The 21,330-nt window shown below is 69.1% G+C and carries 20 protein-coding genes and 1 tRNA gene; 2 read left to right on the forward strand and 19 right to left on the reverse strand.

Translation table 11 applies throughout. The annotated features are described in order from the left end of the window. Positions 1-145: 145 nt before the first annotated feature. The 7 genes from OG379_RS13155 to OG379_RS13185 all read right to left on the reverse strand — a co-directional run bounded on the left by OG379_RS13155 (position 146) and on the right by OG379_RS13185 (position 4,269). A tRNA-Ala gene (locus tag OG379_RS13155) sits at positions 146-218 on the reverse strand. Between the two features lie 116 nt (positions 219-334). Beyond that, positions 335-988 (reverse strand): histidine phosphatase family protein, encoded by a 654-nt coding sequence (locus OG379_RS13160; RefSeq protein WP_393759485.1) that lies wholly within the window; start codon positions 986-988, stop codon positions 335-337. Beyond that, the gene (rsfS, locus tag OG379_RS13165) at positions 985-1,416 is read right to left on the reverse strand and encodes a ribosome silencing factor (RefSeq protein WP_099172529.1); all 432 of its coding nucleotides are present in this window, start codon (positions 1,414-1,416) and stop codon (positions 985-987) included. The genes OG379_RS13160 and rsfS overlap by 4 nt, the downstream gene beginning before the upstream one ends. A 60-nt stretch (positions 1,417-1,476) precedes the next feature. Continuing rightward, positions 1,477-3,195, reverse strand: a complete 1,719-nt coding sequence (locus tag OG379_RS13170) for an LCP family protein (protein ID WP_405662305.1) — start codon at positions 3,193-3,195, stop codon at positions 1,477-1,479. A gap of 19 nt (positions 3,196-3,214) precedes the next feature. Continuing rightward, positions 3,215-3,832 (reverse strand): nicotinate-nucleotide adenylyltransferase, encoded by a 618-nt coding sequence (gene nadD / locus OG379_RS13175; protein WP_393759465.1) that lies wholly within the window; start codon positions 3,830-3,832, stop codon positions 3,215-3,217. 38 nt (positions 3,833-3,870) lie between these two features. Then, positions 3,871-4,032 carry a hypothetical protein gene (locus OG379_RS13180; RefSeq protein ID WP_164493695.1) on the reverse strand — a complete coding sequence of 54 codons (162 nt, stop codon included), beginning with the start codon at positions 4,030-4,032 and terminating at the stop codon, positions 3,871-3,873. 84 nt (positions 4,033-4,116) lie between these two features. Then, positions 4,117-4,269, reverse strand: coding sequence for a hypothetical protein (locus tag OG379_RS13185; protein ID WP_187355734.1), 153 nt, complete (start codon positions 4,267-4,269; stop codon positions 4,117-4,119). A gap of 111 nt (positions 4,270-4,380) precedes the next feature. Here OG379_RS13185 and OG379_RS13190 point away from each other — a divergent pair, with 111 nt between their 5' ends. Then, the gene (locus OG379_RS13190) at positions 4,381-5,526 is read left to right on the forward strand and encodes a M48 family metallopeptidase (RefSeq protein WP_405662308.1); all 1,146 of its coding nucleotides are present in this window, start codon (positions 4,381-4,383) and stop codon (positions 5,524-5,526) included. Here the strand turns inward: OG379_RS13190 and OG379_RS13195 are convergent. From OG379_RS13195 to proB, 5 genes are all read right to left on the reverse strand, one after another. Beyond that, the gene (locus OG379_RS13195) at positions 5,459-6,580 is read right to left on the reverse strand and encodes a hypothetical protein (protein WP_405662310.1); all 1,122 of its coding nucleotides are present in this window, start codon (positions 6,578-6,580) and stop codon (positions 5,459-5,461) included. The two genes, OG379_RS13190 and OG379_RS13195, sit on opposite strands and share 68 nt — an antisense overlap. 340 nt (positions 6,581-6,920) lie before the next feature. Continuing rightward, positions 6,921-7,520 (reverse strand): hypothetical protein, encoded by a 600-nt coding sequence (locus tag OG379_RS13200; RefSeq protein ID WP_405662313.1) that lies wholly within the window; start codon positions 7,518-7,520, stop codon positions 6,921-6,923. A 76-nt stretch (positions 7,521-7,596) separates the two neighbouring features. Continuing rightward, positions 7,597-8,880 carry a glutamate-5-semialdehyde dehydrogenase gene (locus tag OG379_RS13205; protein WP_405662315.1) on the reverse strand — a complete coding sequence of 428 codons (1,284 nt, stop codon included), beginning with the start codon at positions 8,878-8,880 and terminating at the stop codon, positions 7,597-7,599. Between the two features lie 98 nt (positions 8,881-8,978). Then, the gene (locus tag OG379_RS13210) at positions 8,979-9,464 is read right to left on the reverse strand and encodes a hypothetical protein (protein WP_405662317.1); all 486 of its coding nucleotides are present in this window, start codon (positions 9,462-9,464) and stop codon (positions 8,979-8,981) included. Positions 9,465-9,594: 130 nt separating this feature from the next. Then, positions 9,595-10,713: a glutamate 5-kinase gene (gene proB, locus OG379_RS13215; protein ID WP_405662319.1), complete on the reverse strand. Its 1,119-nt coding sequence runs from the start codon at positions 10,711-10,713 to the stop codon at positions 9,595-9,597. A 297-nt stretch (positions 10,714-11,010) separates the two neighbouring features. Here proB and OG379_RS13220 point away from each other — a divergent pair, with 297 nt between their 5' ends. After that, positions 11,011-12,423, forward strand: a complete 1,413-nt coding sequence (locus OG379_RS13220; RefSeq protein ID WP_405662321.1) for a polysaccharide pyruvyl transferase family protein — start codon at positions 11,011-11,013, stop codon at positions 12,421-12,423. Positions 12,424-12,483: 60 nt separating this feature from the next. Here the strand turns inward: OG379_RS13220 and OG379_RS13225 are convergent, their stop codons facing one another. From OG379_RS13225 to OG379_RS13255, 7 genes are all read right to left on the reverse strand, one after another. Then, entirely contained in the window at positions 12,484-13,704 is a 1,221-nt protein-coding gene (locus tag OG379_RS13225; RefSeq protein ID WP_405662323.1) for a glycosyltransferase family 2 protein, read from the reverse strand. Between the two features lie 210 nt (positions 13,705-13,914). Further along, positions 13,915-14,511 carry a dTDP-4-dehydrorhamnose 3,5-epimerase gene (gene rfbC / locus OG379_RS13230; protein ID WP_405662325.1) on the reverse strand — a complete coding sequence of 199 codons (597 nt, stop codon included), beginning with the start codon at positions 14,509-14,511 and terminating at the stop codon, positions 13,915-13,917. A 94-nt stretch (positions 14,512-14,605) separates the two neighbouring features. Next, positions 14,606-16,600 (reverse strand): glycosyltransferase family 2 protein, encoded by a 1,995-nt coding sequence (locus tag OG379_RS13235; protein WP_405662328.1) that lies wholly within the window; start codon positions 16,598-16,600, stop codon positions 14,606-14,608. A gap of 237 nt (positions 16,601-16,837) precedes the next feature. Beyond that, positions 16,838-17,683 (reverse strand): hypothetical protein, encoded by an 846-nt coding sequence (locus OG379_RS13240; RefSeq protein ID WP_393759444.1) that lies wholly within the window; start codon positions 17,681-17,683, stop codon positions 16,838-16,840. A gap of 229 nt (positions 17,684-17,912) precedes the next feature. Then, the gene (gene rfbD / locus OG379_RS13245; protein WP_405662331.1) at positions 17,913-18,791 is read right to left on the reverse strand and encodes a dTDP-4-dehydrorhamnose reductase; all 879 of its coding nucleotides are present in this window, start codon (positions 18,789-18,791) and stop codon (positions 17,913-17,915) included. 144 nt (positions 18,792-18,935) lie between these two features. Next, positions 18,936-19,922 carry a dTDP-glucose 4,6-dehydratase gene (rfbB, locus tag OG379_RS13250; RefSeq protein WP_405662334.1) on the reverse strand — a complete coding sequence of 329 codons (987 nt, stop codon included), beginning with the start codon at positions 19,920-19,922 and terminating at the stop codon, positions 18,936-18,938. Continuing rightward, complete coding sequence (locus tag OG379_RS13255) at positions 19,919-20,989, reverse strand: glucose-1-phosphate thymidylyltransferase (RefSeq protein WP_405662336.1); 1,071 nt, start codon at positions 20,987-20,989, stop codon at positions 19,919-19,921. The genes rfbB and OG379_RS13255 overlap by 4 nt, the downstream gene beginning before the upstream one ends. Positions 20,990-21,330 lie beyond the last annotated feature (341 nt).

Here is a 21,330-nt window from a genome sequence, read left to right on the forward strand (position 1 = left end):
CTGCGAAGAAGGAGCCGGCGCGCCCTGTCGGCCCTTGTCCCAGGCGGGCCAGGGCAGTTGAGGCATGGCGGCGCGGACCACCGCACCGCATCCTCACGAACGGCAAAAAAGATCCCGCCCCCTGCTGGGGACGGGATCTTGACTGTGGAGCTAAGGAGAATTGAACTCCTGACCTCCTGCATGCCATGCAGGCGCTCTACCAACTGAGCTATAGCCCCGCTGTTCGCTGTGTTTCCCTGCGTTTCCGCGCTGCGAACAAGAAGAACTTTAGCCTGCGACGAGCCGGAAAGTGAAATCCGGCCCCCGGCGCCCCGAGGGGGCCTCCGGGCACCCGCTAGTCGTCGTCCCCGAGCACCGGTTCAGGAAGCGTCCCGGCGTTGTGTTCGAGGAGGCGCCAGCCACGCGCGCCCTCGCCCAGTACGGACCAGCAGCAGTTGGACAGCCCGCCGAGCCCTTCCCAGTGGTGGGCCTCGAGACCGAGCAGCCGGCCGATGGTCGTCCGGATGGTGCCGCCGTGGCTCACGACGACGAGCGTGCCCGCGTCGGGCAGCTTGCCGGCGTGCTCCAGGACCACCGGGGCGGCCCGGTCGGCGACCTCGGTCTCCAGCTCGCCACCGCCCCTGCGGACCGGCTCACCGCGCTTCCAAGCGGCGTACTGCTCGCCGTACTGCCCGACGATCTCCTCGTGCGTGAGGCCCTGCCAGGCGCCCGCGTACGTCTCACGCAGCGCTGAGTCGTGCGCGACGTCGAGACCGGTGACCGAGGCGAGCTCGGCAGCCGTGGCCGCCGCCCGCCGCAGGTCGGACGCCACGATCGCGTCCGGCTGCAGCGAGGCGAGCAGCCGGGCGGCGCGATGGGCCTGCCCGACACCGGTCTCGGTCAGTTCGATGTCCGTGGAGCCCTGGAAACGGCGCTCCAGATTCCACGCCGTCTGTCCGTGCCGCCAGAGGACGATCTTGCGGCCCCTGCCGCTGCTGCTGCCGTTCAGCTCTGGTCACCTTCCGTGCCGCCGTTGAGCTGGGCGTGCTCCTCGGCCTTGCCCCGGGTCTTGAGCGCGTCCTCCGGGAGGGCGATCTCGGGGCAGTCCTTCCACAGCCGCTCGAGCGCGTAGAACACGCGCTCCTCGCTGTGCTGGACGTGGATCACGATGTCGACGTAGTCGAGAAGGATCCAGCGGGCGTCGCGGTCGCCCTCGCGGCGCACCGGCTTGGCGCCGAGCTCCTTCTGCAGCCGCTCCTCGATCTCGTCGACGATCGACTTGACCTGGCGGTCGTTGGGAGCCGAGGCCAGCAGGAAGGCGTCGGTGATCGACAGCACGTCGCTGACGTCGTAGGCGATGATGTCGTGCGCGAGCCGGTCGGCCGCCGCCTGGGCGGCGGCGTTGATGAGCTCGATGGAGCGGTCCGTGGCGGTCACATGCAGGCTTTCGTCGGCGGTCAGATCGACCTCTAGGGTCTCACGGACCGCCGACAGCCCTTACGAGGTCGGCTCGGCGATCTTGTAGTCCTGTCCGAGGGCGACGGACACGTCGGCGTTCGCGGCCGGCTTGCCCTTCTTCACAGCGCTCTCCGGCAGGCCCAGGGTCTTGGCGACCTCGACCGCCTTCGCCTTGTCCTCGGCGGCCCCGTAGACCACCTCGGACGACGCGGCGGTGTCCGCCTTGCCGCTGTCGACGAAGGAGTAGCCCCCGTTGACGAGCTGCACCCTGGCGTTCTCCGTGCCCTTCGTGTTGCCCGTGGCGTTCTTGATGCCGACGCGTACCGCCGCGTCCTGGTCCGGGGCCTTCACCTTGCCGCCCAGGACGTCCTTGACGACGCTCTCGGTCGCCGCGTCGGTGAGGGTTCCGTCGCTCTGGACCGGGAGCAGCTCCGTCTCGTAGTCGCCCACCTTGGCGTGACCGGCCAGCTTCGCGAGCGAGGCGCCCAGGTCCTGCTCCGGCAGGGACGGGTCGAGGATCTGCGCGAGGGTCTCGATGGTGACGGTCGCGGCCTTGGGGTCCTCGGACAGCTTGCGCAGCACGCTGCGCATGACCTGCCCGAAGCGCATCAGCTGCTTGGCCTCCGGCTCGCCCGCACCCTGGTAGGTGGCGTACGCCACGGCCATCGGGCCGCTCAGCGTCTGCGCCTCCCCCTTGTTCACCAGGGGCGCCGCGCCCTTCTTGGAGTCGGGCACAGCGGTGTCGGTGTCGACCTCGATGTTGCCCACGAGCTCGACGAGGTTCTCGAGGTACGGGGTGTCGAGGCGCCAGGTTCCACTGATGCTGGTGCCGAGCAGGGTGTCGATCGCCTCGCGGGTGCCGGTCGACCCGTCGTCGTCGACGGACTTGCCGAGCGTGGTGGTGGACCCGTCGTCCGCGGCCACGGCCAGCGAGTTGGGGAGCAGGACGGTGGTGCCCTGCCCGGTGGTGACGTTGTCGACGAGCAGCGCCGTCGAGGTGCCGCCCTTCTTGGTGTTGTGCAGGTGGACGACGATGACGTCCCGCTTCTGCGGTCCCGTCGCCGTCGCGTTCTGCTCGTCCTTGCCCGAGACTCCCGGGATCTTTCCGGCGAACCAGAGGTAGCCCGCTCCGCCGACGACCACGAGAGCCACGACGACTATGAGCGCGACCATCCGGTTGTGCCCGCGCCGGCGTGCTTCCTCGCGCCGCTCGCTGCGGCTCTCGGTGAATTTGAGCCAGTCGATGACATCTTCGGAGTCCTCGTCGGGCTCCTCGATGAAGGAGAACTGCTCGGTGCGGTAGTCGCGGTCGGCGCGACGTTGCCCCGGGAGGGCTGCGTCCGCCGGCGGTTCCGGTTCACTCCGCTGTTCCGGGAACGGGGGCGGGGGCGCGGCCGCCTGCGCGGCGGGGGCCTGGGGCGCGTTCCACTGCTGGGTGGGGTCGTCCACGGCGGGCTGCCGGCCGGTGTCGTAGCCGTACGCGCCGTAGCCGCCGTCGTAGCCGTACCCCTGCTGCGTCGGCTGCGCCTGCTGGGCCTGCTGGGCCTGCTGGGCGGCGTACGGGTCGTACTGCTGCTGCGTACCGGCGTACGGGTCGTAGCCGTAGCCCTGCTGCGACTGCCCGTCGTGCTGGGGCTGCTGGGCGTACGGGTCGTACTGCTGCTGGCCCTGCTGCTGATAGACCGGCTGCCCGTACTCGTCGTAGCCGATGATCTGCGGCTGCTGGTACGGGTCGTACGGGTCGTGTCGGTCGGTCACAGGTGCCCCTTTCCGTGGCTCATTCGCCGCGGTACAGCTGGCGCTTGTCGATGTAGCGGACGACACCGTCCGGCACGAGATACCAGACCGGCTCCCCCTGCGCGACCCTGGCACGGCAGCCCGTGGACGAGATCGCCAGCGCGGGCACCTCCATCAGCGAGACACCGCCCTTGGGCAGCCCGTCGTCCGTCAGCAGATGCCCCGGCCGGGTCACGCCGATGAAGTGGGAGAGCGAGAAGAGCTCCTCGGCGTCCCGCCAGGTCAGGATCTGGGACAGGGCGTCGGCGCCGGTGATGAAGAAGAGGTCCGCGTCGCCGTGGACCGCGCGCAGGTCCCGCAGCGTATCGATCGTGTACGTCGGTCCGCCACGGTCGATGTCACTGCGGCTGACCGAGAACTGCGGGTTGGACGCCGTCGCGATGACCGTCATCAGATAGCGGTCCTCGGCCGGCGAGACCTGCTTGTGGCTCTTCTGCCAGGGCTGCCCGGTCGGGACGAAGACGACCTCGTCGAGGTGGAAGTGGGCCGCCACTTCGCTCGCCGCCACCAGGTGTCCGTGATGGATCGGGTCAAAGGTCCCGCCCATCACGCCGATTCGGCGCTTGCCGCGGCCGGTAGGCACTTCCTGCTCTCCCATGCGTGCAGACCCTACTGGCACAGCTGTTCGCCTCTGCCTCAGCGGTCTCGGTTGAAGCGGGTGGTGATCCACAGCAGGAGCAGCAGCACGAAGAGCGCGCCGCCACCGGTGAGGTACGGGCTGAGGCTTTCGTGGTTACCACCCTGCTCGCCTTCGGAGGCGAGGGTGACCAGCTGGTGCGCGGTGCTCGAGAGGCTCATCTTCTGCAGGACCTATCCATCGGGAATCAGGAGGGAGACGTCGCCCACATCGTATGCGGGCGCCACGGGCACGCTCACGCCGACTCAGTCGTTGTTGTCGTCGTTGCGGTATCCACGCAGGAGGAACCAGGCGAGCAGGGCGGCGCCGACGAGCGAGACGAGCAGCACGATCCGGAGCGTGTTGCCCGGTCCCTGGTCCTCGGACACGGCGGCGAGCATGACGGCGGTGTGCGGCATTCCGGGCGCTCCTCAAAGTTATCCACAGCCCCCCGCACACCGTAGCGCCAGCACATACGCTGGCTTTTGCCAGGGGGACGAGCAACGTCTCGTACGAACAGGGGGCCATCCATGACCGACGCCAGTCACGAGAGCGTGCCGAGCAGGCACCGCAAGCGATTCCCGGACATCTCCTCGCGGGCCTACGAGCATCCGGCGGACCGCTCGGCCCTGGTGGCCCTGCGCAAGCTGAGCGGTTTCGACACCGTGTTCAAGGCGCTGAGCGGCCTCCTGCCGGAGCGCAGCCTGCGGCTGCTCTTCCTCTCGGACTCCGTCCGGGTGAGCGACGCCCAGTTCGCACATCTCAACGACATGCTGCGGGACGCGTGTTACATCCTCGACCTCAAGAAGGTCCCGCCGATGTATGTGAATCAGGATCCGCAGCCCAACGCCATGTGCATCGGCCTCGACGAGCCGATCATCGTGGTGACGACCGGGCTGGTGGAGCTGCTCGACGAGGAGGAGATGCGGGCTGTCGTCGGCCACGAGGTGGGTCATGCCCTCTCCGGCCACGCGGTGTACCGCACGATATTGCTCTTCCTGACCAATCTGGCGCTCAAGGTGGCGTGGATCCCGCTCGGCAATGTCGCGATCATGGCGATCGTGACCGCGCTGCGCGAGTGGTTCCGCAAGTCGGAGCTCTCCGCCGACCGCGCCGGACTGCTGGTGGGGCAGGATCTGCGTGCCTCGATGCGAGGGCTGATGAAGATCGCCGGCGGCAATCATCTCCACGAGATGAATGTGGACGCCTTCCTGGCCCAGGCCGACGAGTACGAGAAGGGCGGCGACCTCCGCGACTCCGTGCTCAAGATCCTCAACGTGCTGCCCCGGACGCATCCGTTCACCACGGTCCGCGCGGCCGAGCTGAAGAAGTGGTCGGAGACCCGCGACTACCAGCGCATCATGGACGGCCATTACCCCAAGCGCGACGAGGACAAGGACACCTCGGTGACGGACTCCTTCCGTGAGTCCGCGTCGCACTACGCAGACACGGTGCGCACCAGCAAGGACCCGCTGATGAAGCTGGTCGGTGACATCGCGGGCGGTGCGGGCGACCTCGGTGGCAAGCTCCGCGACAAATTCACCGGAGCCGCCGGCGGGGGCGCCGCCGGTGGCGGCGCGGGCAAGGGGGGCGCTCCGGCCTCGGACGCTACGGACGGCTCCGAGGGGACCTGGCGACGCCCGGATCCCGAAGAGGGCTCCGGGTCGGGGAGCTGACGGTCAGCGTGCCGCAGAGCGCCGCCGCGGGCACACCCGTGGCATAGGGGTCGGTGCCTGCGGGCCCCCGGGCGTCCGCCCGCTCGCCTGCGAGCAGCGGACGCAGCGCTCCCGCCGTGTCGGCCGAGCACGACTGCGGGCCGGCCTGGACGTAGGCGCTGCGGACCTCCAGCCGGTGCAGCCGGATGTCCTCGCGGTCGAGCAGGAAGTGCAGGACGCGGCGCACGGTGAAGAGCGAGGCTCCGTCGGCCCGGTGGGCGCCCGACACGGCGGGCCGTAGCGCGTAGGTGAAGGTGTGGTCGGACACCACCTCCAGGGTGTCCGCCCCCGCTTCCGAGTAGGAGAGGGTGCCCTGGACCCTGATGTCGGAGTCGGCCAGTTCCACCTCGGCCGGATCGAAGCGCACCAGCCAGCCGGTCGCACTGTGCTCGCCGTCGTCAGCCGGTGAGTCCATGCTCCGGTCGAACTGCGCCGTCTGGTCCGGGTCGAGCAGCCGGCCGACCGGCCTCACGACCCCCGCGGTGAGTACGTCGGGGTCGAGGGAGGAGCCCACCAGGTAGTCCTTCACCGTGGTCAGGGCGAGGGTCACCTGGCTGTCCGAGAAGTTCTTCGTCCGCCGGACCGACGGGAAGTTGATGCCCGCGGCGCCCGTCCGGTGCCCGGCGGCCGGGCCGTCGGCGAGGAGCGACTCGGCGGCCCCTCCGGGTACGGGGCTTCGGGGGGCGAGCGGGATCACCGTGGTCTGGAGGGGTTCGGCGCGCCTGCCGACGGGTGTCGGGTAGGGGTTGCGGAAGCCGAAGTAGACGGCGGTGGCGAATGCCAGCGCGATCAGCACGACGAGAGCGATACCCGCCCTGGAGCGGTGCCGGCGGGTGGGGCGGCCGGGTAGGGAGCGCACGGCGCGCGCGTGGTCACCCATGCGCTCCTGGGCGGAGAACTCCTGCAGCCGGGCAGCACGGACGAACGATTCGTCGAAGACGAGTGAGCGGTACTCGTCCTCCCCGCCCGAGGGGTTCTCGGGCGGCCCTTCCGGCGGTTCTCCGCGGCCTTTCATGACTTCTCCCGATCTCCGCGCCACCGGCGGGGCTGGCGCTGGGATCCGCCTCAGCCGCTTGGCGTCGGGCGGACCTGTCCGTCACGGGTTCGACACATGGGCAGGTGACTTGCCCTCTTCCCGGGGACGGGGACGAGAGGAGGGATCACAAGGTCATACCTTCAGATTGGGTCGATCCTCATCAAGCTAAACGCCCCGCACGTGGGAGCGCAGGTGGAGCGCCGCCGGGAGGACGGCCCGGGAGGACGGTCGTGGCAGCGTCACCGGGCAGGCGTCACGGAGTCGGACAGCGGTCGCTGTCCGACGGGAGCGGCATCGGCATGCCCCGGGAGCCCGGCGCTCAGGGGGTGCGGGGAACGGCCGGGACAGCAGGGCGGGAGTAGACGGCCGAGGCGGAGGGAGCCACGCCCGGCTTGTCGACGCCGCTGGTCGCCGGGGGCGGCACCTGGTCCTGCCGACTGGCCGCGGCGCCCCGGTACACGGCGCTGAAGGCCAGCGCCACCATCCCGATCCCCATCATGAGGGCGAGCAGCCAGGCGACCGGCCGGTGCCAGCGCGACGTACCCCGATAAGGCCGCAGGGAGCCGCCGTGACGCCCGTAGGGGCCGTTGTCGTCCTCGTGGACGGCGTCGGGGTCATCGGGGTCGTAGAAGTCGCCGAAGGCCCTCTCGCGGCCGTACGCACCCTCGGGGCCGTAACCGTCGTCGTAGAGGTCGTCGTCCATGGCTCCGCCACCGGAGCGTGCCCTGCTCGCCTCGGCTTCGGCGCGGGCCTCCGCGGCGGCCAGCAGGCGCTCGACCGCGGTGGGTTCGTGGATCTCGGCGGACCGGACGAAGTCCTCGTCGAACACCACGGAGGCGAAGTCCTCGTCCGCGCCCCCGCGGTCGTCGTCGGGCTCCCAGCCGTCCGGGAACGGCCTGCCCCCCACGTCGTCCGGCACAGCTTCAGCGTAGCCCCGGCGGGGCGATTTGGGCAGGGAGCCCGAAAATCCGCCCGCCCCGCCCGAGGGCTCCGGGCTAACGGATGTGGCCGTCGCCGGTGACGATGTACTTCGTGGAAGTGAGCTCCGGCAGTCCCATCGGCCCCCGGGCGTGCAGCTTCTGCGTGGAGATGCCGATCTCGGCGCCGAATCCGAACTGGCCGCCGTCCGTGAAGCGCGTGGACGCGTTCACGGCGACTGTCGTGGAATCGACCAACTGGGTGAACCGTCGGGCCGCGGCCTGCGAGGTGGTGACGATCGCCTCGGTGTGGCCGGAGGACCAGAGCCGGATGTGCGCCACGGCGGACTCCAGAGACTCCACGACCGCGGCCGCGATGTCGTACGAGAGGTACTCGGTCTCCCAGTCCTCCGGGGTCGCCGGCACGACGGTGGCCTTGGACCCCTCGGCGTACGCGAGCACCCGCTCGTCCCCGTGCACCGTGACCCCGGCCTCGGCCAGCGCGTCCAGGGCGAGGGGCAGGAAGTCCGCGGCGACGTCCTTGTGGACCAGGAGGGTCTCGGCGGCGTTGCAGACGCTCGGCCGCTGCGCCTTGGAGTTGACCAGGATCTCTACGGCCATGGAGAGATCGGTCTGCGCGTCGACGTACACGTGGCAGTTGCCGGTGCCCGTCTCGATGACGGGCACCGTCGACTCCTCCACGACCGTGCGGATCAGGGAGGCGCCGCCGCGCGGGATCAGTACGTCCACGAGGCCGCGGGCCCGCATCAGCTCGCGGACCGAGTCGCGGTTCTCGCCCGGGACGAGCTGCACCGCGTCCGCCGGGAGGCCGGACCCGCCCACCGCGTCACGGAGCACCCGCACGAGAGCGGTGTTCGAGGCGTACGCCGACGAGGATCCACGCAGCAGTACCGCGTTCCCCGACTTCAGGCAGAGCGCGGCGGCGTCGACCGTCACATTGGGGCGGGCCTCGTAGATGATGCCGACCACTCCGAGCGGCACCCGCACCTGGCGCAGATCGATGCCGTTCGGAAGGGTGGAGCCCCGGACCACCTCGCCGACCGGGTCGGGCAGCGCCGCCACGTCACGTGCGTCGGCGGCGATCGCGCGGATGCGCTCCGGCGTGAGGGTGAGCCGGTCGACGATCGACTCGCTCGTCCCGGCCTCCCGGGCCTTCGCGACGTCCTCGGCGTTGGCCTCGACGATCTCGCTGGTGCGCACCTCGAGGGCGTCCGCGATCGCCAGCAGGGCGTCGTCCTTCGCCGCGCGCGGGAGTGGCGCGATGTCGTCGGCGGCTGCGCGTGCCCGGTAGGCGGCCTGGGCGACCGGGGACATGTTGTCGTACGGCGAAAGCGTGGTCATGCCCGCAGGGTAGTGCGCACACTGCGGGCATCTGTCACGTATCCCGTGATGCGAGACAGGCGTATCAGCACCCGCACACCCGGTCCTGTACGCCCCCGTCAGTACGGGTGCACCCCGACGGGGGCGGCCGGTGGCGGTCCGTAGCCCTCGGCGATGCGCAGGTGGTAGGTCTCCCGGTCGATGACCTCCAGGCCGACGATCTCCCAGGGCGGGAGCTTCGCACTGGACCGGTGCTCACCCCACAGCCGCAGCGCCACCGCCGCGGCGTCGTGGAGGTCACGGGCCTCTTCCCAGTAGCGGATCTCCGCGTGGTCGTTGGCATACCGGCTGGTCAGCAGGAACGGGTGATCGTGCGCCAGCTGTTCCAGCCCGCGCCTGACCTCCTTCAGCGGTGTCTCGCCGCCGGAGACGCTGAGGGTGATGTGCCACAGCTTGGAGCGGGACAGCTCCTCGTCCGTCACCACCGGTTCCTGCTCGATGGTCTGGTCGGTGGGCGTGCCGCCGTAGTCGGCCCCCGCCCCGACGCTGGTCAGGGCACGGCTGCCCGTTCCGCGGGGCAGCGCCCCCGGGCGCGCTCGTCTCACCGGCGGCCTCCTGTGAATGTGTAGCTGTGCCGACCCCTCTGTGTCCCCGTGACAAAGTTGACCAGCCCGGGGCGGGGCGTGGGGCGCTTTTCGTGAAGGTCTCCGCCCGAAGGCTGGACTTTCAGCCGTTTCAGGGGGCCGGGCGGGGCGTGAGGACGACGAGATCGTCCCTGTGTACGACTTCCCGCTCGTAGGCCGGACCCAGCTCGCGCGCGAGGTCGCGGGTGGACCGGCCGAGCAGCTGCGGGATCTCCTTGGCGTCGAAGTTGACCAGCCCGCGGGCGACGGCCCGGCCGGCCGGGTCCCGCAGCTCGACCGGGTCCCCCGCGGAGAACTCGCCCTCGACCGCGGAGATCCCGGCGGGAAGCAGGGACGTGCGGCGCTCGACGACGGCGCGCACGGCTCCGTCGTCGAGCACGAGGGCGCCCCGCGGTGTCGAGGCATGGGCCAGCCAGAGCAGCCGGTCGGCCGAGCGGCGCCCGGTGCGGTGGAAGTACGTGCCGGTGTCACGCCCGCCGAGGGCGTCGGCGACTTGGCTCGCCGAGGTGAGGACGACCGGGATCCCGGCGGCGGTGGCGATCCGGGCGGCCTCCACCTTGGTGACCATGCCTCCGGTGCCGACACCCGCCTTCCCCGCGCTGCCGATGGTGACGCCTTCCAGGTCGGCCGGCCCGCTCACCTCCGCGATGCGGGAGGTGCCCGGCCTGCTCGGGTCCCCGTCGTAGAGGCCGTCGACGTCGGACAGGAGGACGAGCAGATCCGCGTGGACCAGGTGGGCGACGAGCGCGGCGAGCCGGTCGTTGTCCCCGAACCGGATCTCGTCGGTGGCGACCGTGTCGTTCTCGTTGACGACGGGGAACGCGCCCATCTCCAGCAGCTGGTCGAGCGTGCTGTAGGCGTTGCGGTAGTGGGCGCGCCGGCTGGTGTCGTCCGAGGTCAGCAGCACCTGCCCGACCCGCACGCCGTAACGGGCGAAGGACGCGGTGTAGCGGGCGACGAGCAGCCCCTGGCCCACACTGGCCGCGGCCTGCTGGCGCGCCAGGTCCTTGGGCCTGCGGACGAGACCGAGGGGGGCGAGGCCGGCCGCGATGGCGCCGCTGGAGACGAGGACGATCTCGCGCTCCCCGCCGCTCCTCACCTTGGCGAGGACGTCGACGAGAGCGTCCACCCGATCGGCGTCAAGCCCTCCCGCCGCCGTGGTGAGCGAGGAGGAGCCGACCTTGACGACGATCCGGCGGGCGTCGGTCACACCGGGTCTGCGCCCCGCGCCGCCCCCGGAGGGTGTGCTGAGCGCGCCTTCGGGCTCCCTTGCCGCGCCTTCGGATTCCCTTGCCCCTGACACGTACGCCCGTCCCCATCACGTCGTCCTGCTCGGTTCCGCTCAATCTACGCGAGGGGGCGGGGCAGGGACCGAGCCGTCTCAGCTGCTGTCGCCGCGCGGACGTCATTACACAGACCTGCCGGTCCGGGTCACGTTTCGACATGCGCCCGAATGGGGCCATTTACGCAATCTCCACCCGCCATTCATAGAGCTACCCTCTATTGCGTGACAGATGAACTCTCCCGCCAGAAGCGCATTCTCCTCAGATCGGGCAAAAGCCCCTTCGATGTGGCTTCGCTCGAACAGTCCCTCGACAGAGATGTCTTCGCGACCAACGCGGGCAATCTGATCTTCAGCGACGCGGCGCACAAGCTTCTGACGACTCCGCGGGCAGAGGTCTTCTCCAACGGCATCCGCACGGATCCGGCGGCGGCCGACCGCATGAACGAGGAGTTCGACGTCTTCGTCGTCCCTCTGGCGAACGCCTTCCGCCCGACGTTCGAGCGGCCCCTGAAGCGGATGACGCAGCTGATCAAGAAGCTGCGCATCCCCGTCGTCGTCCTGGGTGTCGGTGCGCAGGCCGACCTCAAGTACGACGCTTCCCGGCTCAAGGCGATGGAGCCGACCGTCAGGGAGTTCGTCACGGAGGTGCTCAACCGCAGCGCCTCCATCGGCGTGCGGGGCGAGTTCACCGAGCAGTACCTCAAGGACATGGGATTCCGGGACGTCGAGGTCATCGGCTGCCCCTCCATGTTCATGAACGGCGAGGCGTTCACGCTCGAGAAGAACTCCGAGTCGCTCACGGCGGGATCCCGCATCTCGGTGAACGGATCGCACAGCGCCGTACGTTCGCACGGCCTCGACGCCATCATCCGTCAGGCCCACAAGCGCTATCCGAATCTGCGGTTCATCGGGCAGAACCTCCTCGAGGCCGAGCTGCTCCACTGGCGGGAGACGTCGAACCCGATCGGCGCCCAGACCTCGATGCCGACCCACCCGTCCCACCCGATGTACCGCGAGGGCAAGGTCCGCCTCTACGTCGACCCGGCCACCTGGATCGAGGAGCTGCGCGCCTTCGACTTCTCGTTCGGCTCGCGCATCCACGGGAACATCGCGGCGCTGCTGGCCGGTGTCCCGAGCACCGTGCTCTGCAGCGACTCGCGGACCCTGGAGCTCTGCCGCTACTTCGGCATTCCGCACCGCAAGATCTCCGAGACACCCAAGAACATCGACCCCGCCGAGCTCTACGAGGCGGCGGACTTCGGCGAGCTGGTGAACGGCCACAAGGAACGCTTCCTCCGCTTCACCGGCTTCATGGAGAAGAACGGCCTGGAGAACACCTTCCACCACGGCGACAGAGGGAAGGCGTTCGACGCGCAGATGTCCAAGCTCGCCCTGCCGCCCGCCGTTCGGCCGTGGACCGACACCGACCCCGAGACCCTGAGCAGCCGCTTCAGCTGGCTGCAGAGCCGGCTCGATGAGCTGACGGAGGAGAACAACGAGCTGCGGCGGGCCCAGCTCACCGGCAGGCCCGAGCGCTTCGGCACCAGGGCACGCGGCGGCGCGGGCGCCACGTACAGGCGTGCCCGGCGTGTGGTGGGCAGGCCCGTCAGGAAGTTCCTCCGCCCGGAGCAGTGAGGCGGGCCCGTTTCCGCGTCATGGTGCGCGGGCGGGCCTGTTTCCGCGTCCGCCCGGGCCCTAGTGCGCCCGGTGCGGGATGCGCCGGGCGGACCGGGCGGCCCTGCCCGCCTTGCGGACCAGGCGACGTGTGATCGAGGTGACGGTCTGCTTCTTCGGCACCTCGATCTTCTTGCCCCCGACCCACTCCCTCACCGTCAGTTCGTACGCGGAGTCCGGCAGCCCCGCGCCCTCGCCGAAATGCGGATAGGCGAGATACACCCTGCCCCGGAGCCCCTTGCGGACCACCTCGGGCTCGTGCTTGTCCGCCATGAACCGGAGGACGTCCAGGAGGAGATCCAGCCGGCCACGGGCCACGCAGGCCAGCCGCAGCCGCTCGTGGACCTTGAGGCGACGGCCCAGACCCGCCGACCAGTAGGCCTTGAGCAGCGGGGCGGCCAGCTCCATCTTCTCCTTCCGCACGGCCTCGGACTGCCGTAGCAGGGACGGGCCGAACTGCGGCAGCAGGGTGATGACGAAAGGCCGGACCATCAGGTCGTCCCGCTCGGGCCCCGGCGGAAGCTGTGCCGCGATGAGCTCCGCCAGTGCCCGGGCGGAGTCGAAGCGCAGCCGGTAGCTCCCGCTCTGGGTCACGTGCTTGCCGTCGTCCCGGCCCACCAGGTAGTAGCAGGTGTAGTCGGCGACGACGGACACCCCGTTGCCGCGCAGGTACGCCTCCATGGTGAAGAGCGCGTCCTCGCCGGTCTTCAGCCCTTCGTCGAAGGTCAGCCCGAGCCGCACGAGCATCTCCCGCCGGAAGAGCTTCTGGGCGCTCAGGGTGAACTTGATGCGGGAGGAGAAGAGGTCGGCACGTTCGACGGTCTCCTTCCACATCGACTTCGGCGCTCCGCGGTTGACGCCGACGACCTTGCCGAGCACCACGTCGGTCCCGGCCCGGTCGCCCATCGCGACCAGCCGTTCCAGGGCCTCCTCGCCGAAGTAGTCGTCCGCGTCGAGGAAGAAGACGTAGCGCCCGCGGGCCAGTCCGAGTCCGACGTTGCGCGGCCCGCTGGGCCCGCCGGAGTTCTCCTGGTGGACGACACGCGTCTCGATCGCGGTACGGGCGGCGAACTCGTCCAGGTACTCCCCCGTGCCGTCCGTGGACCCGTCGTCGACGGCGATGATCTCCATCCGTCCGGCCGGCAGGGTCTGCGACTCCACGGACTCCAGGCAGCGGATCAGGTACGGCATCGCCTCGTAAGCCCCGATGACGATGCTGACGTCTGGTGCGCTTGTACTCATCTCTCCCCGGTCCGCACACTTCGCTCTTCAGGAGAATACGGCGGAACGACGGCGCATGCCGCGTTCTCGTACAGGCACACGAAAGCGGCCTGCCCATTCCCCTTTTGACAAAGGAGACGGACAGGCCGTTCATAAGGTTGCCTCTGATACCGGACTACCTGTGGACACGCGAGAAACAACTCCGCGGGGGCCAGGAGCCCGCGGGCCGCATCAGCGTGCGCGCAGGTGCTCCCGGAAGGAGACACAGTCCTCGTAGCGGGGCAGCAGGCCACGCTCCTCCGCTTCGGCGAGCGTCGGCGCCTGCTCGTCCTTCGGGGAGAGCAGGGGCGCGATGCCCTCGGGCCAGGTGATGGCGAGACCGGGGTCCAGCGGGTTGATCCCGTGCTCACGCTCGGGGGCGTACCCCTCGGAGCAGAGGTACACCACGGTGGCGTCGTCGCTCAGGGCGAAGAAGGCGTGTCCCAGGCCTTCGGAGAGGTACACCGCGTGGTGGGTCTCGTCGTCGAGCCGGACGATCTCCCACTGCTTGTACGTCGGCGAGCCGACCCTGATGTCGACGATGACGTCGAGAACCGCGCCCCGCACACACTTGACGTACTTCGCCTGGCTCGGCGGCACGTCCGCGTAGTGGATGCCGCGCAGGGTGCCGCGCTTGGACACCGAGCAGTTCGCCTGGACGAGGCTGAGTTCCTGTCCGGTCGCGGTACGGAAGTCCGCGCCCCGGAACCACTCGTGGAAGCTGCCGCGGTCGTCCGGGAACACCTTCGGCTCGTGAACCCAGGCGCCTTCGATGGACAGAGGTCGCATACGTCTCTACTTCTTTCTCGACTGACTGTGCTGTGCGCTGCGGCGTACGCCGCCGGAGTGGGAGGCCGGCCCGCCGCCGTGGCGGGCCGGGCCCTCAGCCGAACAGGCCGCGCTTGATCCTTCCCGCCACGCGCCGGGGGAAGGATCGCTTCTTCGGGGCGGGGGCGGGCTTCTTCTTCGGGGCGGGCTTCTCGACGGGAGCGGGCTCCGCGGCCGCGACGGTGCCGTCGTCCGCGACCCGGAGCACTGCGGGGAGGGAGCTCCACCGCGGCTTGCCGCGCCTGGCCGACGGCATGCCCAGCCCCATGTCCCAGACCTGCCCCGGGAGCAGGCCGTCGGGCAGCTCGGCGGTCAGCACGGCTCCCTTGGGTGCCGCGGTGAGGGTGGCGTCCGCCTGGACCGTATCGGCGCCCGCGGACTTGAAGCGCAGGACCACGGGCTCGGTGCCGGCCGCGGGACCCACCGCGAGCGGCAGCGGCAGCTTCACGCGGCCGCTCTCGATCCGGACGTCCTCGGGCACGAGCCTTCGCACGTCGCGGTCGATACGGCCGGTGGCGAGGTCCACGTCGAGCGAGAGATTGCCGTGCGGCTCGGTCCAGTAGGGCAGGACCACCCTGCGCGGCGAGCCGGTCAGGCGGCCGAGGCGGCTCTCCTCGACCTGGTCGGCACGGACCGATCCCAGGCGGGTCTCCTTGGTCCAGCCGCAGGAGCTGATCCGGAAGAGGATGTCCCAGATGCCGTCCCCGAGCGGTGCCCCGTTGGCGGCGGTCTCCGGGTCGATCGTCGCGGCGGCCCGCAGTTCCTGCCGGAACGTGGAACCGCTGCCGACCGGGATCCGCTCCCTCGTGAACTCCACCGGCTGGAAGAACTCGGCAGCCGTGGAGCGCTCACGCACGACGAGGTCGACCTTGGACTTCTCGACCGGCGCCACGATGCTGACCCCGAGGCCGGCGATCCTGCTCCGGGTCTCCTCGGCGAGCTGCGGGGCGAGCAGGTCCTCGCCGTCCTCGGAACGGAAGGTCATCGGAGCGTCCGACACCTGGTACTCGGCGGTGAAGCCCACCTTCAGGGAACCGCCGTCCCAGGCGAGGCTCTCGAGACGGCCGACGGGCTTGATGCCGGACTCCCACCGCGCCAGCTCCTCGATGTCACCGAGGCGGTCGTCCACGATGAGGGCGGCGACTATCTGCTGGGTCGGCTGCATGCCCGCGGCGACGCCCGGGCCGAACCGCTCGGTGACCACACCGCGGATCTCGGTGAAGAGTTCCGCGCGGTAGTCCTCGGGGAGGCTCAGCAGCCGATTGCCGCGGAGCCGCTCCACCATCTCGTTGCGCAGCCAGCGGCGGTAGAGGCCGTCACGGATCTTCCCCGGCTCGGTGTACTGCTCGACGATGTCGAGCGCTTCACGGAGGTTGCCGTAGTAGCCCACCGGGTCGAAGCGCTGGAAGCCGGCGTTCGACGCGTCCTCGCGCTTGATGTGGTAGTAGCACAGGTAGTCGCTGAGGACGGAGATGTTCGCCGCCCGCAGGTAGGTCTCCACGACGAAGACGTGGTCCTCCAGGCGCCGGCGTCCCTCACGGAACTTGATGCCGTTGCTCTCCAGGAACTCCCTGCGGAACATCTTGTGCGGCGTCAGGCTGTCGATCAGCGGGGCGTTGGAGACGCTCGCCCGCGGGCGGTTGACGCGGAAGAGCTCCACCGGCACCGGACGGCCCTTGCCCGCCATCTTCCCGATGATGACGTCGGAGCCGTTCTCCACGCCGTAGCGGTACATGCGTTCGAGCGCCTCGTCGCCGAGCCAGTCGTCGTTGTCGACGTACATGACGAACTCGCCCTTGGCCGCCGCCGTCCCGACGTTGCGCGGCTTGCCCGACCAGCCCGACGACTCCTGATGGATGACGTGCATGTTCGGGTGGGCGGCCGCGAGTTCGTCCAGGCGGGCGGGGGTCGCGTCCGTGGAACCGTCGTCGACGAAGATCGCCTCGTACTCGTCGTCCGGCAGGGACTGCCGCAACAGGGAGGAAATGCAGTCCTCGATGTACTCGCCCGGGTTGTAGACGGGAATGACGACGCTGACCTTGACGGACATGCAGAACCTCATCTGGTAATCAGGAAAAATCGGCGCTGAATCCCACCCGGGACGCCCGTCCGACAGGATATATCCGGAGAGGTGGATCCTTCTCCGGGGTGGATGTTCGGTAATCAGGCGAGGACAATGAGTAACGGGCCGGTGCGGGGGTGAACGACGAGCCGCCGGGCCCAGAATGTGCCCGGCGGCGGTCGGAGTCCGGCGACTTCAGGAACGGACGTCGGACGGGCCACGCATTCAGCTCTTGGCGCCTTCCTCGCTGTAACGCTTCTTGAGCACCCGCTTCTTGTTCGTGCCTTCTGCGTTCTTGCCCTTCTCGATGATGACGAGGTTGTGGTAGAAGTGCATGCCCACAATGTTGAGGTCCGTGTAGGACGGCTCGTAATCCTTGTCCACGAACTCCTCGTAGTTGAGGCCGTCGGCGAGCCTTTTCAGCATCGACATGCTGGTCTTCGGGTCGTCGCGGTCCTCACTGCCCTGCCATTCCGGCCAGTACGAGGTCTGCGTGTCCTCGACGGCATAGATCCCGCCGTCCTTGAGCAGCGGGAAAAGCGTCTCGAACGTGGTCAGAATGTGCGGACTCAGATGGCTGCCGTCGTCGATGATGACGTCGAGCGTGCCGATCTTCGAGGCCACACCGATGAGGGAGCCGGGATCGGACTGGTCGCCGATGAAGGTCGTGATCCGCTCCTCGTCGACAAATGACTTGTCCTGGATGTCCATTCCGAAGATCTGCGCCTTGGGGAAGAAGTGCTTCCACATACGCAGCGAGGCGCCACCTTGCCCCGCCCTGCTGTAACCGCCGATACCGATCTCCAGCAGATTGAAGGAGTCATCCTTCAGATGCTCGAGGTGCCGCTGATAGTGCTGCGCATAGCGGTGGGTTCCCCACTTGTCCGTCCTGAAGTGCTGGGCGAGCTTGCGCAGGTCGTGCGAGATCGCGGCGATTCCCGTAGGCGCGGCGGGGCGCGGAACAGCGGCGGGAGCACCCGACAGTCTCCTCCGGAGGCGGCGCAGCCGCTTCCATCCCGCCTCTCCGACAATTGCCCTGACCATCTTCTTTGCAGCCGTCTTTGTTGCCATCGTACGGATCCCCTTCCGTATGGAACACTGCAGAGGCATCACAACGGAGAGTCGTGACACCCAGAAGTCCAGCCCGTCAGCGATTCGTGAACCCAGGAGTTCGGAGTCGATTCGCCGGCTCGGCCGACACGGGAACAGCATGGACGCCGAAATGCGTCAGCCCCGCGCCGACCGGCTCGATAGGCAGTGAACTTACTGGGTCCGGGCAACAGTCGGCAATCACCACAGGTCACGGAGTTCCGTGGAGATCCTTGAAAGACTCCGCGAGGGCCTCCCGCCAATTCCGGATGGGCTCGAGACCGGCTTTCGCCCAGCGGTCGTGACCCAGCACGCTGTACGCGGGACGCGGAGCCGGCCGGGCGAAGGCCGCGCTCGTGGTCGGGCGGACACGTTCCGGGTCGGCGCCCAGCTGCTCGAAGATGGCGCGGGTGAAACCGAACCACGTCGTCTCGCCGCCGCTGGTGCCGTGGTAGATGCCCGCCGGTGCCGTACCGGCGAGGGCGCCCTGCCCCAGCCGGACGAGCCGGTCGGCCAGGTCACCGGTCCAGGTGGGCTGACCCAGCTGGTCGTCCACGACGTCCAGCGTGTCCTTGATGCCCTCGAGCTTGATCATCGTACGGACGAAGTTGCCTCCGCCCGCTCCGTACAGCCACGCGGTGCGGACGACGTAACCCTTGTCGGGCAGAAGGGAGAGGACGGCCCGCTCGCCCGCCAGCTTGGTCCGCCCGTAGGCGCTCCTCGGCGCGGTGGGCGCGTCCTCGGCGTAAGGCTCGCTCGCCTGTCCGTCGAACACGTAGTCGGTGGAGACCTGGAGGAGCACGATTCCGTACTCGGCGCAGACCTCGGCGAGGAGCCGTGGGCCCTCCCCGTTGATGCGCAGCGCCTCGTCCTCGCGGGTCTCGGCGTCGTCCACCGCGGTCCAGGCGGCACAATTGACGATCACGGACGGGCCGTGCTCCTCGACGGCCCGTCGCACGGAACCCGCGTCGGTGATGTCCAGCGCCTTGCGGTCCAGACCCACAGCGGTCTCGCCGTCCCGGGCCAACCTGGCCAGGACGTCCTGCGCGAGCATCCCGCCCGCTCCTGTGACCAGCCAACTGCCGCTCATACCGCATCCCGCTTTCTGTTGTGCCTGCCGGCGTGAACCGTGAGCCGACGCGAACCCGGCAGCGCGTGGGGAGCCGGAACCCCTGGGGGCCGGCTCCCGCGTCGCTCACCGCCGGGGTTCACCCCGCATCGTAGGGCGTAGGGCTCAGAGAGCCGCGCGGTCCTTCAGCGGCTCCCACCAGGCGCGGTTGTCGCGGTACCACTGGACGGTCTCGGCGAGCCCCTGCTTGAAGTCCTTGCGGGGCTCGTAGCCGAGCTCTTCCCTGATCTTGGTGCAGTCGACCGAGTAACGGCGGTCGTGGCCCTTGCGGTCCTCGACGTAGGTCACGCTGGTCTCCCAGTCGGCGCCGCAGGCCTCGAGCAGCAGGCCGGTCAGCTCCTTGTTGGAGAGTTCGGTTCCACCGCCGATGTTGTAGACCTCGCCGGCCCGGCCCTTCGTGCGCACCAGCTCGATGCCCTGGACGTGGTCGTCGATGTGCAGCCAGTCGCGGACGTTCGCCCCGTCGCCGTACAGCGGGACGGTCTTGCCGTCCAGCAGGTTGGTGACGAAGAGCGGGATGACCTTCTCGGGGAAGTGGTGGTGCCCGTAGTTGTTCGAGCACCGGGTCACCCGCACGTCGAGGCCGTGGGTGCGGTGGTACGAGAGGGCGATCAGGTCGCTGGACGCCTTGGCGGAGGAGTACGGCGAGTTGGGCTCGAGCGGGTGCGTCTCCGGCCAGGATCCCTCGTCGATCGACCCGTAGACCTCGTCCGTCGAGATGTGCACGAAGGTCTTGATCCCGGCCAGGTGCGCGGCGTGGATCAGGGTGTGCGTGCCGACGACGTTCGTACGGACGAATTCGGCTCCGCCGTCGATGGAGCGGTCCACGTGGGACTCGGCGGCGAAGTGCACCACCTGGTCGTGCTCGGCCATCAGCTTGCCGACGAGTTCGGGATCGCAGATGTCGCCCTGCACGAAGGCGAAGCCGGGGTGGTCACGGACCTCGTCGAGGTTGGCCGGGTTGCCCGCGTAGGTGAGCTTGTCGAGCACCGTGACAGCCACGTCGCCCGGCCCCTCGGCGCCCAGCAGGGTGCGGACGTAGTGGGAACCGATGAAGCCGGCCCCGCCGGTCACCAGGATATTGGTCGTCATGAGGAGATCTGCACCTTGCTGTGGTCGCCGAGTACGAGTCGGTGGGCGGAGGGGCTGCGGGGGGCGGGGGTCACTTCGACGTTGCGGCCGATGAGCGACGCCTCGACCCGCCGGACTCCGATGATGGAGGCGTCCTTCAGGACGATGGAGTACTCGATCTCGCTGTCCGCGATGTTGCAGCCTTCGGAGACCGAGGTGAACGGGCCGACGTAGGAGTCGCTGATCACCGAGTCCGCCCCGATGATCACGGGGCCCACGATGCGGCTCCCGGTCACCTTGGCCCCCTTCTCGATGCGGACCCGGCCGATGATCTCGCTGCCGTCGTCGACCTCCGCCTCCTCGGCGTACGGCTCGATGGTCTCCAGCACCGAGCGGTTGACCTCCAGCATGTCGGTGACGTTGCCGGTGTCCTTCCAGTACCCGGAGATCGTGGTGGAGCGCACGTTCCGCTGCTGGTCGATCAGCCACTGGATGGCGTGGGTGATCTCCAGCTCGCCCCGCCAGGACGGCTCGATCGAGCGGACCGCCTCGTGGATGGAGGGGGTGAAGAGGTAGACGCCGACCAGGGCCAGATCGCTCTTGGGGGCCTTCGGCTTCTCCTCCAGGGCGACGACCCGTCCGTCGGAGTCGAGCTCCGCGACACCGAAGGAGGTGGGGTTGGGGACATGCGTCAGCAGGATCTGGGCGTCGGGCCGGTCGCCGCGGAATTCCTCGACCAGCCCGCTGATGCCACCGACGATGAAGTTGTCGCCGAGGTACATGACGAAGTCGTCGTCGCCGAGGAACTCCCGGGCGATGAGCACGGCGTGGGCCAGGCCCAGCGGCTCGTCCTGCGGGATGTAGGTGACCTCGATCCCGAACTCGGAGCCGTCACCCACGGCTTCCCGGATCTCGTCGACCGTGTCACCGACGACGATGCCGACCTCGGTGATGCCCGCCTCGGCGATGGCCTCCAGGCCGTAGAAGAGAACCGGCTTGTTGGCGACCGGCACCAGCTGCTTGGCCGATGTGTGGGTGATGGGGCGCAGACGGGTGCCCGCCCCACCGGAGAGTACGAGAGCCTTCACGTTTTTCTGTCCCCATATTGAGAGTGTGGTGATCGAGTGCTGGACACCGGTGCGAACGAAGCAGGCTGAGCGCAATGTGATTTTACTGTGAAATCCCTGGCTCCCCTGCCGCACGGGAAGGTAAGGCCGACGCGTCCACCCGGTCGCGCGGGCCCCGGGCCGAGTCGGCCCCGTGGGCGGGAACATCCCTCTCCACGGCTCCGTCTACTCCGGACCCCTGCCCGATGCAGGCCAAGGAGTGAACACGGCATCACCGATGTACACCCCGGCGACGTCGCGCAGCCGCCGGGAATCGCACTGTCGTTCACGTTCAATTGAGACAGCCGATACGGCGCGTTGGT

This window comes from Streptomyces sp. NBC_01166, from assembly GCF_045039765.1.
Classification (GTDB): domain Bacteria; phylum Actinomycetota; class Actinomycetes; order Streptomycetales; family Streptomycetaceae; genus Streptomyces.

Excerpts from the sequence above, each read along its gene's own strand:
- OG379_RS13190 (WP_405662308.1), top strand. The coding sequence starts at position 4,381 with ATGACCGACGCCAGTCACGAGAGCGTGCCGAGCAGGCACCGCAAGCGA.
- OG379_RS13180 (WP_164493695.1), bottom strand. The coding sequence starts at position 4,032 with ATGAGCCTCTCGAGCACCGCGCACCAGCTGGTCACCCTCGCCTCCGAA.
- nadD (WP_393759465.1), bottom strand. The coding sequence starts at position 3,832 with ATGGGAGAGCAGGAAGTGCCTACCGGCCGCGGCAAGCGCCGAATCGGC.
- OG379_RS13235 (WP_405662328.1), bottom strand. The coding sequence starts at position 16,600 with ATGTCCGTCAAGGTCAGCGTCGTCATTCCCGTCTACAACCCGGGCGAG.
- rfbD (WP_405662331.1), bottom strand. The coding sequence starts at position 18,791 with ATGAGCGGCAGTTGGCTGGTCACAGGAGCGGGCGGGATGCTCGCGCAG.
- OG379_RS13225 (WP_405662323.1), bottom strand. The coding sequence starts at position 13,704 with ATGAGTACAAGCGCACCAGACGTCAGCATCGTCATCGGGGCTTACGAG.
- OG379_RS13195 (WP_405662310.1), bottom strand. The coding sequence starts at position 6,580 with ATGAAAGGCCGCGGAGAACCGCCGGAAGGGCCGCCCGAGAACCCCTCG.
- rfbC (WP_405662325.1), bottom strand. The coding sequence starts at position 14,511 with ATGCGACCTCTGTCCATCGAAGGCGCCTGGGTTCACGAGCCGAAGGTG.
- OG379_RS13205 (WP_405662315.1), bottom strand. The coding sequence starts at position 8,880 with ATGACCACGCTTTCGCCGTACGACAACATGTCCCCGGTCGCCCAGGCC.
- OG379_RS13185 (WP_187355734.1), bottom strand. The coding sequence starts at position 4,269 with ATGCCGCACACCGCCGTCATGCTCGCCGCCGTGTCCGAGGACCAGGGA.
- rfbB (WP_405662334.1), bottom strand. The coding sequence starts at position 19,922 with ATGACGACCAATATCCTGGTGACCGGCGGGGCCGGCTTCATCGGTTCC.
- OG379_RS13240 (WP_393759444.1), bottom strand. The coding sequence starts at position 17,683 with ATGGCAACAAAGACGGCTGCAAAGAAGATGGTCAGGGCAATTGTCGGA.